This is a genomic window from Ramlibacter lithotrophicus, from assembly GCF_012184415.1.
Lineage (GTDB): Bacteria > Pseudomonadota > Gammaproteobacteria > Burkholderiales > Burkholderiaceae_C > Ramlibacter > Ramlibacter lithotrophicus.
This window is the reverse complement of the sequence record NZ_VTOX01000011.1, coordinates 174,139-183,456: the sequence shown is the minus strand read 5'-3', so window position 1 is coordinate 183,456 and position 9,318 is coordinate 174,139. Positions and strand designations below refer to the sequence as shown.

Sequence of the window (9,318 nt, the reverse complement as noted above, 5' to 3'; positions counted from 1 at the left end):
TCGTCAGCCAGTTGCCGCCGCCGCGAAAAACGGCCATGCTTAACCCTCGCTCGGGATGCCCGTTTGCAGCCGCAACTGGCTTGAATATGCCGGAAACGGATTGGCTCGAAAACGGTGAGAGGTGACAGGAGCTAAGTCGTTCATGAAATCTTCCGTGGCTTCCGGCGTGCGCTGCCCGACCAGCCAGCACGGCATCAGCTTGGAAACGGGGTCAATGGCCGTGAACGTGTAGCAGTCGCCGTAGTCGGCGTGCGACTCCTTGTCGGGATTCACGTTGCGCTGCTTGGCGCCGACGAAGGACCAAATCTCGTCGCACTCGATCCGCTCGCACTTGAGGTTGTTCATCACGCGGTCCTGGTATAGGGCGCAGGCTTGGCCCACATCGGCCAGCAGCTTAAGGACCGTGTTCTTGCTCTTGCCCGTCATCCGCGCCGTGCCGTTGATGCCCAGCCCTTCGGAGAGGCAGTTGAGGATCAGCACGCGGTCTTGGATGGAGAGCTTGTTCATGGCGGCTTTCGTTCGGGTCAGTTTGAATTCTAGTTTGTAACGCTTAAAATGCAAGCACAGTTGGTCGAATGCTTGCATTCTCGCCGCAGATGAGCAGATAATGCAAGCATCCTATAGGAGTGCTTGCATGAGCGATGATCTGGACGAGCCAAAGGGCCGAAGAAAAGGCGGACTGGCGCGAGCTGTAAAGCTCTCGCCGGAAGAGCGTGCTGCTATAGCCTCGGCAGCGGCCAAGAAGCGCTGGGAGGGCAAACCGGCGGCACCCCTAAAACCCAACAAAAACAAGGAGTTAGGAGCGAAAAGCACCGCAATGGCGGCACCCCTCAAGCAAGCATCCCTAGACCTTGGGATTGAGATTGAGCGCGACGTTGGCGGCGTGGAAATGGGCGTGTTGGAAAACGGCATGCCGTATCTCACCCAACGCGGGCTGGCCACTATTACTGGCGGCGCGCGAAGCACCATCTACGACATCGTCAAAGAGTGGGAGGAGCGCCACAACGACTGGGTGAGCGGCAAGGACCGAATCTCGTTCTTTCAAAAGTACCTCAACGAGAACGGGTTCGATGAACCGACCCTCCACGTCGAGACGGTTCAGGCGGGCTCCATTCACTACGCTTACCCTGACGTGGTTTGCATGGCGTTCCTTGAGTACTACGCCTTTGAATACAAGGGCGACAACTCCAATGCCTTGGCAAACTACCGCAAGTTCGCCTCTTTCGGGCTTCGGCGCTTCATCTACGAGGCGCTCGGATACTCGCCAGAGCAGAAGGTGCTGGATAGCTGGCGGCACTTCCATGATCGCGTCGACATGACCGCGACGTCGGTCCCCATGGGTTACTTCAGTGTCTTCAGGGAAATAGCCATCATGCTTGTGCCGATGATCCGCGCGGGCATATTCATCAGCGACAAGGTTGTGCCTGATGTTTCGGTTGGTCTTCACTGGAGCTCCCATTGGGAGGCTAACGACCTCGACCGGAAGTACGGCAATCGCACTCGCTACGATCACGAATACCCGCTGTACTACCCTCAATCCAAGAGTAACCCACAACCTGCGTTCTGCTATCCAGAAGAAGCGTTGGGCGCATTTCGCGCATGGCTGCAGGCGACGTACATCAGGTCTAAGTTCCCTGCGTACATGCTTGGGCAGACGAGGAAAGGAACTGTCCCGCTCGCACTCGCCAACAAGGCGCTAGGAGCCTTTGGCGCGCAACAGCTGGAAGCGCCCAAGAAGCGCCTCAAGTAGCAGCAATAGGAGAACGACATGACCAAAACCGTTTCGCTTCCGAATGGTCGGACTTGGCGGCCTCAGAGCGCCGCCCTCGATCACTTCAAGGACATGCTCAACAGGTATGCCGACGGCCAGCGCGTGACAGACCAGCAGGACCATGACGATCTAGCGGCGCTGCTTTCGGTGTATGACGCAGTTCCCGGTTTGTCTGAGACGAAGACGGGCGTTGGCGTTGACTACTTCTACCGGGACTTGGACCGTGAGCCGCGCCCTGGCGGGGTCAAGACTTCGTGTTTCTATGTCATGCGCCAGGACGGCACGGCAGTTGACTTCAGCGCAATCAAGGCCGTAAGAGTGGCGTCGGCCTAGCCCTTCTTCCCCGCCTTCTTCACCGCGCCCTTGGTCTTCGCCTTGGGCGCGGTTTGCTTTTTGGTCTTCGGTTCTGGCTTCGGCGGCTCGTCCTCGCGGGTTGCGCGGCGCACCACGTCTAGGGCTACCTGGCTGAAGTCTTTGCGAGTGGACATGGGGTGAGCGTAGCAGGCTGGTCAGGTTGGGCAAGGGAGTTGTAACGGCAGGCCGTGGCAGACTGAACCATGACCTGACCGCGAAGGCGGTTGACAGCGGCCACGCGGCCTGCAATAATCGCTGGCTGCGCTGAAAAAATGCGCCTGGGAAGTCCGTGGGACTTTCCGGTTCTTGCCCATTCGAAGCCGTCCTGCAAGTGGTTTGCCGGGCGGCGACGGCGGGCCCAAGACTGATCCGATGTCCGTGCCGGACCGACTTCCGGTGCAGGCTGCGGGTACAAGTTGGGAATTATTGAAATGATCCAGACAGAATCCCGGCTCGAAGTCGCCGACAACACCGGTGCGAAGTCCGTTCTTTGCATCAAGGTGCTGGGCGGCTCCAAGCGTCGCTACGCCAGCGTGGGCGACATCATCAAGGTGAGCATCAAGGAAGCTGCGCCGCGCGGCCGCGTCAAGAAGGGCGAGGTCTACAGCGCCGTGGTGGTTCGCACCGCCAAGGGCCTGCGCCGCAGCGACGGCTCCCTGGTCAAGTTCGACGGCAATGCCGCCGTGCTCCTCAACAACAAGCTGGAGCCGATCGGCACCCGCATCTTCGGCCCGGTGACGCGCGAACTGCGCACCGAGAAGTTCATGAAGATCGTGTCGCTCGCCCCCGAAGTTCTCTGACAAGGACGCTTTTCATGAACAAGATTCGCAAAGGCGACGAAGTCATCGTCCTGGCAGGCCGGGACAAGGGCAAGCGCGGCAAGGTGACGCTCCGCAAGGACGACGACCACCTGGTCGTCGAAGGCATCAACCTGGTGAAGAAGCACACCAAGCCGAACCCCATGAAGGGGACGACCGGCGGCATCGTCGAGAAGGCCATGCCGATTCACCAGTCCAACGTGGCGATCTACAACGCCGCCACGGGCAAGGCCGACCGTGTCGGGATCAAGGTGGACGGCGACAAGCGCACGCGCGTCTTCAAGTCCAGCGGCGAAGAAATCAAGGTGGCATGAGCATGGCACGTCTGCAACAAATCTACCGGGAAAAAGTCGTTCCCGAGCTGACCGAGAAGTTCGGCTACAAGTCGCCGATGCAGGTGCCGCGCCTGACCAAGATCACCCTGAACATGGGTGTCTCGGAAGCCGTCGCCGACAAGAAGGTGATGGACAACGCCGTCGGCGACCTCACCAAGATCGCCGGCCAGAAGCCGGTCGTGACCAAGGCCAAGAAGGCCATCGCCGGCTTCAAGATCCGCGAAGGCCAGGCCATCGGCGCGATGGTGACGCTGCGCGGCGAGCGCATGTGGGAGTTCCTGGACCGCTTCGTCACCGTGGCCCTGCCGCGCGTGCGCGACTTCCGCGGGATCTCCGGTCGCGCGTTCGACGGCCGCGGCAACTACAACATCGGCGTGAAAGAGCAGATCATCTTCCCCGAGATCGAGTACGACAAGGTCGACGCCTTGCGCGGTCTCAACATCAGCATCACCACCACGGCCAAGACGGACGAAGAGTGCAAGGCACTGCTCGCCGGCTTCCGTTTCCCGTTCAAGAACTGAAGGTGCAGCGTGGCTAAAACAGCTTTGATCCAGCGCGAACTCAAGCGTGACAAACTGGTCGCGAAGTACGCGCCGAAAATGGCCGAACTGAAGGCGATCGCCAACGACCTCAAGAAGAGCGACGAGGAGCGTGCCGCGGCGCGCGTGGCGATGCAGAAGATCCCGCGCAACGCCAATCCGACGCGCCAGCGCAACCGCTGCGCGATCACGGGCCGCCCGCGCGGCACGTTCAAGCAGTTCGGCCTGGCCCGCAACAAGATCCGCGAGATGGCCTTCACCGGCGACATCCCGGGCGTGATCAAGGCCAGCTGGTAAGCGGCAGGAGACTACGACATGAGCATGAGTGATCCCATCGCCGACCTGCTGACCCGCATCCGCAACGCGCAGATGGTGGCCAAGGCCACCGTGACGGCGCCGTATTCGAAGGTGAAGGTCGCGATCGCCCAGGTCCTGAAGGACGAGGGCTACATCGACGGCTTCCAGGTCAAGACCGACGGCGGCAAGAGCGAGATCGAAATCGCGCTGAAGTACTACGCCGGCCGTCCCGTGATCGAGACGATCGAGCGCGTGAGCCGCCCCGGCCTGCGCGTGTACAAGGGCCGCGACGCCATCCCGCAGGTGCAGAACGGCCTGGGCGTGGCCATCGTCACGACCCCGCAAGGCGTCATGACGGACCGCAAGGCCCGCGCCACCGGCGTCGGCGGCGAAGTCCTGTGCTACGTCGCCTGAGGAAGGAACAGCAGAAATGTCCCGAGTTGGAAAAATGCCGGTCGCCGTCCCGCAAGGCGTGGACGTGGCGATCAAGGACGACCAGATCAGCGTCAAGGGCACCGGCGGCACTTTGTCGCTGGCCAGCAACGCCCTGGTCAATGTGTCGAATGAAGGCGGCAAGCTGACCTTCACGCCGGCGAACGAGTCGCGCGAAGCCAATGCCATGAGCGGCACCATGCGCCAGCTGGTGAACAACATGGTCGTCGGCGTCACCAAGGGCTTCGAGAAGAAGCTGAACCTGGTCGGCGTGGGCTACAAGGCCGCCGCCCAGGGCACGAAGCTGAACCTGTCGGTCGGCTTCTCGCACCCGGTGAACAAGGACATGCCGGCCGGCATCACGGTCGCCACGCCCGCCCCCACCGAAATCGTGATCAAGGGCGCCGATCGCCAGCGTGTCGGCCAGGTGGCCGCCGAAATCCGCGCGATCCGCCCGCCCGAGCCCTACAAGGGCAAGGGCATCCGCTACGCGGACGAGAAGATCACGATCAAAGAGACCAAGAAGAAATAAAGGGCCGCACCATGTTGAGCAAGAAAGAGCAACGCCTGCGTCGTGCCCGCCAGACCCGCATCCGCATCGCCACGCAAGGCGTGCCGCGGCTGACGGTGAACCGCACGAACCTGCACATCTACGCCACGGTCATTTCCGGCGACGGCGCGAAGGTGCTGGCCACGGCCTCCACGGCCCAGGCCGATCTGCGCAAGTCGCTGGGCGCTTCCGGCAAGGGCGGCAACGCCGCTGCCGCCGCGAGCGTCGGCAAGCTGATCGCCGAGAAGGCGAAAGCCGCCGGTGTCGAGAAGGTCGCCTTCGACCGCGCCGGTTTCGCCTACCACGGCCGCGTCAAGGCGCTGGCCGATGCCGCGCGTGAAGCCGGCCTGCAGTTCTAACGGACACGGAAAAGATCATGGCAAGAGTTCAGGCAAAGACGCAAGGTGACGGTCCCGAAGACGGGATGCGCGAGAAGATGATCGCGGTCAACCGCGTGACCAAGGTGGTGAAGGGCGGCCGGATTCTCGGCTTCGCCGCGCTCACCGTGGTCGGCGACGGTGACGGCCGCGTCGGCATGGGCAAGGGCAAGTCGAAGGAAGTGCCGGCGGCCGTGCAGAAGGCGATGGAAGAAGCCCGCCGCAACATGACCAAGGTGCAGCTGAAGAACGGCACCATCCACCACAACGTGTTCGGCCAGCACGGCGCAGCGCGGGTCATGATGGCCCCGGCCCCGAAGGGTACCGGCATCATCGCCGGCGGCCCGATGCGCGCCGTGTTCGAAGTGATGGGCATCACCGACATCGTGGCCAAGAGCCACGGGTCGAGCAATCCTTACAACATGGTCCGCGCCACGTTCGACGCGCTGCGCAATTCCACCACGGCGTCGGAAGTGGCGGCCAAGCGCGGCAAGTCGGTCGAAGAGATCTTCGCCGCCTGACCGGAGTCAAAGCAATGGCAACCCAACAAGCTACCCTCAAGGTCCAGCTGGTGCGCAGCCCGATCGGCACCAAGGCCGACCACCGCGCCACCGTGCGCGGCCTTGGTCTGCGCAAGCTCAACAGCGTGCGCGAGCTGCAGGACACGCCCGCCGTGCGCGGGATGATCAACAAGGTCGATTACCTGGTCCGCGTGCTGTAAGCGCCGGACCGACTGGAAGACTCAGATGGAACTCAACAACCTCAAGCCCGCCGCTGGCGCCAAGCACGCCAGGCGTCGCGTCGGCCGCGGCATCGGCTCTGGCCTGGGCAAGACGGCCGGCCGTGGCCACAAGGGGCAGAAGTCCCGGGCCGGCGGCTACCACAAGGTCGGCTTCGAAGGCGGCCAGATGCCGCTGCAGCGCCGACTGCCCAAGCGCGGCTTCAAGTCGCAATCGGCCAAGTTCAACGGCGAAGTCACGCTGGCCGCGCTCGAGCGCCTGGTGACCGGGTCGAACGTGGCCGACGTCGACCTGCTCACCCTGAAGCAGGCCGGCCTGGTCGGCGAACTGGTGAAGAACGTCAAGGTGATCAAGTCGGGCGAGCTGACCAAGGCCGTCAAGCTGAACGGCATCGGTGCGACCGCCGGGGCCAAGGCGGCCATCGAGGCGGCCGGCGGCAGCATCGCCACGGCCTGACCGGCAAGCGGAAGAAGTCCAGCGTGGCAACGAGCGCAACCCAGATTGCAAAGACCGGCAAGTACGGCGACCTGCGTCGCCGGCTGGTCTTCCTGCTGCTGGCCCTGGTGGTGTACCGCATCGGTGCGCATATCCCGGTGCCCGGCATCAACCCGGACCAGCTCGCGCAGCTGTTCAAGGGACAGCAGGGCGGGATCCTGAGCCTGTTCAACATGTTCTCGGGCGGGGCCCTGTCGCGGTTCACCGTGTTCGCGCTGGGCATCATGCCGTACATCTCGGCGTCCATCATCATGCAGTTGCTCACCTACGTCGTGCCGACGTTCGAGCAGCTGAAGAAAGAGGGCGAAGCTGGCCGCCGCAAGATCACGCAGTACACGCGCTACGGTACGCTGGGCCTGGCGATCTTCCAGTCGCTGGGTATTGCCCTGGCGCTGGAAGGCTCGGCCGGTCTCGTGGTGAACCCGGGCTTCGGCTTCCGCATGACGGCGGTGATCAGCCTGACGGCCGGCACCATGTTCCTGATGTGGCTCGGCGAGCAGATCACCGAGCGGGGGCTGGGCAACGGCATCTCGATCCTGATCTTCGCGGGCATCGCCGCGGGCCTACCGAGCGCGATCGGCGGCCTGCTGGAACTGGTTCGCACCGGCGCCATGAGCATCCTGGTGGCCCTGGTGATTGTGGTGGTGGTCGGCCTGGTGACGTACTTCGTGGTGTTCGTCGAACGCGGCCAGCGCAAGATCCTCGTGAACTATGCGCGCCGCCAGGTCGGCAACAAGGTGTACGGCGGCCAGTCGTCGCACCTGCCGCTGAAGCTGAACATGGCCGGCGTGATCCCGCCGATCTTCGCGTCGTCGATCATCCTGCTGCCGGCGACGGTGGTGAGCTGGTTCTCGACCGGCGACTCGATGCGCTGGCTCAAGGACCTCGCCGGGACGCTGTCGCCGGGCCAGCCGATCTACGTGATGCTGTACGCCGGCGCAATCGTGTTCTTCTGCTTCTTCTACACGGCCCTCGTGTTCAACAGCCGCGAGACCGCCGACAACCTGAAGAAGAGCGGTGCGTTCATCCCCGGGATCCGTCCCGGCGACCAGACGGCCCGCTACATCGACAAGATCCTGGTCCGCCTGACGCTGGCCGGCGCCGTGTACATCACGTTCGTCTGCCTGCTGCCGGAGTTCCTGATCCTGAAATACAACGTCCCGTTCTATTTCGGCGGGACCTCGCTGCTGATCATCGTGGTCGTGACCATGGACTTCATGGCCCAGGTGCAGAACTACCTCATGTCGCAGCAATACGAGTCGCTGCTGAAGAAGGCGAATTTCAAGACCTCGCTGGGCGGCTAAAGCGGACATGGCAAAGGACGATGTCATCCAGATGCAGGGTGAGGTGGTCGAAAACCTCCCCAACGCGACGTTTCGCGTGAAGCTGGAAAACGGGCACGTGGTGCTCGGACATATTTCGGGAAAGATGCGGATGCACTACATCCGCATCCTCCCTGGTGACAAGGTCACCGTGGAACTGACGCCCTACGACTTGTCGCGGGCCAGGATTGTGTTTCGCGCCAAGTAGGCGCTTTGCGCCTACTTTTGAGGCAACAGGAGAAAGACCAATGAGAGTTTCGGCTTCCGTCAAGAAGATCTGCCGCAACTGCAAGATCATCCGCCGCAAGGGCGTTGTCCGCGTGATCTGCACCGATCCGCGCCACAAGCAGCGCCAGGGCTGACCACAGGTTTAGAGGAAAAGACATGGCACGTATCGCCGGCATCAACATCCCGCCGCATCAGCACGCCGAAATCGGCCTGACGGCCATCTTCGGCATTGGCCGCAGCCGCGCTCGCAGGATCTGCGAAGCCACGGGCATTCCGTACGCCAAGAAGGTCAAGGACCTGACCGACCAGGACCTCGAGCGCCTGCGCGACGCCATCGGCCAGTTCACGATCGAAGGCGACCTGCGCCGCGAGACGACGATGAACATCAAGCGCCTGATGGACATCGGCTGCTACCGGGGCTTCCGCCATCGCCGCGGCCTGCCGGTGCGCGGCCAGCGCACCCGCACCAACGCGCGCACCCGCAAGGGCCCGCGCCGCGCCGCCCAGGCACTGAAGAAATAACCGGATGCAAATGACCTGGGGTCGGACCAAAGAGCGCGCAGCGCGTTTGTTCGGATCCCTCTGATTAGGAAAAAGACATGGCAAAAGCTCCCGCCAGCAACGCCGCCCAGCGCGTGCGCAAGAAGGTCCGCAAGAACGTCGCCGACGGTGTCGCGCACGTCCACGCGTCCTTCAACAACACGATCATCACGATCACCGACCGCCAGGGCAACGCGCTGTCGTGGGCCTCGTCCGGCGGCCAGGGCTTCAAGGGTTCGCGCAAGTCGACGCCCTTTGCCGCCCAGGTCGCCTCCGAAGTCGCCGGCCGCGCCGCCATCGAGCAGGGCATCAAGAACCTGGACGTCGAGATCAAGGGTCCCGGCCCGGGGCGCGAGTCCTCGGTGCGCGCCCTGGCCGCGCTCGGCATCCGCATCAACTCCATCGCCGACGTGACCCCGGTGCCGCACAACGGCTGCCGTCCTCAAAAGCGCCGGAGGATTTAAGGTCGAAGGACACGGTTTGCGCGAGCAAACCGTGTTTTCCTCCAAAAGTTCTTTAA

The 9,318-nt window shown here is 63.0% G+C and carries 19 protein-coding genes; 17 read left to right on the top strand and 2 right to left on the bottom strand.

Annotated features, from left to right (window positions below; translation table 11 throughout):
- Positions 1-39: 39 nt before the first annotated feature.
- A complete protein-coding gene (locus RAMLITH_RS23140; RefSeq protein ID WP_168109815.1) occupies positions 40-507 on the bottom strand; it encodes a hypothetical protein in 468 nt (155 codons plus the stop codon).
- A gap of 127 nt (positions 508-634) precedes the next feature.
- Between RAMLITH_RS23140 and RAMLITH_RS23135 the strand changes: the two genes are divergently transcribed.
- Positions 635-1,750 (top strand): BstA C-terminal domain-containing protein, encoded by a 1,116-nt coding sequence (locus RAMLITH_RS23135; protein ID WP_168109644.1) that lies wholly within the window; start codon positions 635-637, stop codon positions 1,748-1,750.
- A gap of 18 nt (positions 1,751-1,768) precedes the next feature.
- Entirely contained in the window at positions 1,769-2,104 is a 336-nt protein-coding gene (locus tag RAMLITH_RS23130) for a DCL family protein (RefSeq protein WP_168109814.1), read from the top strand.
- On the opposite strand, the gene RAMLITH_RS23125 is transcribed toward RAMLITH_RS23130, so the two are convergent.
- Positions 2,101-2,259 carry a hypothetical protein gene (locus tag RAMLITH_RS23125; RefSeq protein ID WP_168109813.1) on the bottom strand — a complete coding sequence of 53 codons (159 nt, stop codon included), beginning with the start codon at positions 2,257-2,259 and terminating at the stop codon, positions 2,101-2,103. The genes RAMLITH_RS23130 and RAMLITH_RS23125 overlap by 4 nt on opposite strands.
- 297 nt (positions 2,260-2,556) lie before the next feature.
- Between RAMLITH_RS23125 and rplN the strand changes: the two genes are divergently transcribed.
- From rplN to rpsK, 15 genes are all read left to right on the top strand, one after another.
- Positions 2,557-2,925, top strand: coding sequence for a 50S ribosomal protein L14 (rplN, locus tag RAMLITH_RS23120; protein WP_168109812.1), 369 nt, complete (start codon positions 2,557-2,559; stop codon positions 2,923-2,925).
- Between the two features lie 14 nt (positions 2,926-2,939).
- Positions 2,940-3,257, top strand: coding sequence for a 50S ribosomal protein L24 (rplX, locus tag RAMLITH_RS23115; RefSeq protein WP_168109811.1), 318 nt, complete (start codon positions 2,940-2,942; stop codon positions 3,255-3,257).
- 2 nt (positions 3,258-3,259) lie between these two features.
- Complete coding sequence (gene rplE, locus RAMLITH_RS23110; protein WP_168109810.1) at positions 3,260-3,799, top strand: 50S ribosomal protein L5; 540 nt, start codon at positions 3,260-3,262, stop codon at positions 3,797-3,799.
- Between the two features lie 9 nt (positions 3,800-3,808).
- Positions 3,809-4,114 carry a 30S ribosomal protein S14 gene (gene rpsN, locus RAMLITH_RS23105; RefSeq protein ID WP_168109809.1) on the top strand — a complete coding sequence of 102 codons (306 nt, stop codon included), beginning with the start codon at positions 3,809-3,811 and terminating at the stop codon, positions 4,112-4,114.
- Between the two features lie 18 nt (positions 4,115-4,132).
- Complete coding sequence (gene rpsH, locus RAMLITH_RS23100) at positions 4,133-4,528, top strand: 30S ribosomal protein S8 (protein WP_168109808.1); 396 nt, start codon at positions 4,133-4,135, stop codon at positions 4,526-4,528.
- A gap of 16 nt (positions 4,529-4,544) precedes the next feature.
- The gene (gene rplF / locus RAMLITH_RS23095) at positions 4,545-5,078 is read left to right on the top strand and encodes a 50S ribosomal protein L6 (protein WP_168109807.1); all 534 of its coding nucleotides are present in this window, start codon (positions 4,545-4,547) and stop codon (positions 5,076-5,078) included.
- Between the two features lie 11 nt (positions 5,079-5,089).
- Complete coding sequence (gene rplR, locus RAMLITH_RS23090; RefSeq protein ID WP_168109806.1) at positions 5,090-5,455, top strand: 50S ribosomal protein L18; 366 nt, start codon at positions 5,090-5,092, stop codon at positions 5,453-5,455.
- A gap of 17 nt (positions 5,456-5,472) precedes the next feature.
- On the top strand, positions 5,473-5,994 hold the full coding sequence (gene rpsE, locus RAMLITH_RS23085) for a 30S ribosomal protein S5 (RefSeq protein ID WP_168109805.1): 522 nt from the start codon (positions 5,473-5,475) through the stop codon (positions 5,992-5,994).
- 14 nt (positions 5,995-6,008) lie between these two features.
- Complete coding sequence (gene rpmD, locus RAMLITH_RS23080; RefSeq protein ID WP_168109804.1) at positions 6,009-6,194, top strand: 50S ribosomal protein L30; 186 nt, start codon at positions 6,009-6,011, stop codon at positions 6,192-6,194.
- Positions 6,195-6,219: 25 nt separating this feature from the next.
- Complete coding sequence (rplO, locus tag RAMLITH_RS23075) at positions 6,220-6,669, top strand: 50S ribosomal protein L15 (RefSeq protein WP_168109803.1); 450 nt, start codon at positions 6,220-6,222, stop codon at positions 6,667-6,669.
- Positions 6,670-6,692: 23 nt separating this feature from the next.
- Positions 6,693-8,012, top strand: a complete 1,320-nt coding sequence (secY, locus tag RAMLITH_RS23070) for a preprotein translocase subunit SecY (RefSeq protein ID WP_168109802.1) — start codon at positions 6,693-6,695, stop codon at positions 8,010-8,012.
- Between the two features lie 7 nt (positions 8,013-8,019).
- The gene (gene infA / locus RAMLITH_RS23065) at positions 8,020-8,238 is read left to right on the top strand and encodes a translation initiation factor IF-1 (RefSeq protein ID WP_012734373.1); all 219 of its coding nucleotides are present in this window, start codon (positions 8,020-8,022) and stop codon (positions 8,236-8,238) included.
- Between the two features lie 40 nt (positions 8,239-8,278).
- On the top strand, positions 8,279-8,392 hold the full coding sequence (rpmJ, locus tag RAMLITH_RS23060; RefSeq protein WP_011481465.1) for a 50S ribosomal protein L36: 114 nt from the start codon (positions 8,279-8,281) through the stop codon (positions 8,390-8,392).
- Between the two features lie 22 nt (positions 8,393-8,414).
- Positions 8,415-8,780 (top strand): 30S ribosomal protein S13, encoded by a 366-nt coding sequence (gene rpsM / locus RAMLITH_RS23055; protein ID WP_168109801.1) that lies wholly within the window; start codon positions 8,415-8,417, stop codon positions 8,778-8,780.
- A gap of 77 nt (positions 8,781-8,857) precedes the next feature.
- Positions 8,858-9,262: a 30S ribosomal protein S11 gene (rpsK, locus tag RAMLITH_RS23050; protein ID WP_168109800.1), complete on the top strand. Its 405-nt coding sequence runs from the start codon at positions 8,858-8,860 to the stop codon at positions 9,260-9,262.
- The last annotated feature ends 56 nt before the right edge of the window (positions 9,263-9,318 follow it).

Coding starts and splice junctions, on each gene's coding strand:
- RAMLITH_RS23140 (WP_168109815.1), bottom strand. CDS start 507: ATGAACAAGCTCTCCATCCAAGACCGCGTGCTGATCCTCAACTGCCTC.
- RAMLITH_RS23135 (WP_168109644.1), top strand. CDS start 635: ATGAGCGATGATCTGGACGAGCCAAAGGGCCGAAGAAAAGGCGGACTG.
- RAMLITH_RS23130 (WP_168109814.1), top strand. CDS start 1,769: ATGACCAAAACCGTTTCGCTTCCGAATGGTCGGACTTGGCGGCCTCAG.
- RAMLITH_RS23125 (WP_168109813.1), bottom strand. CDS start 2,259: ATGTCCACTCGCAAAGACTTCAGCCAGGTAGCCCTAGACGTGGTGCGC.
- rplN (WP_168109812.1), top strand. CDS start 2,557: ATGATCCAGACAGAATCCCGGCTCGAAGTCGCCGACAACACCGGTGCG.
- rplX (WP_168109811.1), top strand. CDS start 2,940: ATGAACAAGATTCGCAAAGGCGACGAAGTCATCGTCCTGGCAGGCCGG.
- rplE (WP_168109810.1), top strand. CDS start 3,260: ATGGCACGTCTGCAACAAATCTACCGGGAAAAAGTCGTTCCCGAGCTG.
- rpsH (WP_168109808.1), top strand. CDS start 4,133: ATGAGCATGAGTGATCCCATCGCCGACCTGCTGACCCGCATCCGCAAC.
- rplF (WP_168109807.1), top strand. CDS start 4,545: ATGTCCCGAGTTGGAAAAATGCCGGTCGCCGTCCCGCAAGGCGTGGAC.
- rplR (WP_168109806.1), top strand. CDS start 5,090: ATGTTGAGCAAGAAAGAGCAACGCCTGCGTCGTGCCCGCCAGACCCGC.
- rpsE (WP_168109805.1), top strand. CDS start 5,473: ATGGCAAGAGTTCAGGCAAAGACGCAAGGTGACGGTCCCGAAGACGGG.
- rpmD (WP_168109804.1), top strand. CDS start 6,009: ATGGCAACCCAACAAGCTACCCTCAAGGTCCAGCTGGTGCGCAGCCCG.
- rplO (WP_168109803.1), top strand. CDS start 6,220: ATGGAACTCAACAACCTCAAGCCCGCCGCTGGCGCCAAGCACGCCAGG.
- infA (WP_012734373.1), top strand. CDS start 8,020: ATGGCAAAGGACGATGTCATCCAGATGCAGGGTGAGGTGGTCGAAAAC.
- rpmJ (WP_011481465.1), top strand. CDS start 8,279: ATGAGAGTTTCGGCTTCCGTCAAGAAGATCTGCCGCAACTGCAAGATC.
- rpsM (WP_168109801.1), top strand. CDS start 8,415: ATGGCACGTATCGCCGGCATCAACATCCCGCCGCATCAGCACGCCGAA.
- rpsK (WP_168109800.1), top strand. CDS start 8,858: ATGGCAAAAGCTCCCGCCAGCAACGCCGCCCAGCGCGTGCGCAAGAAG.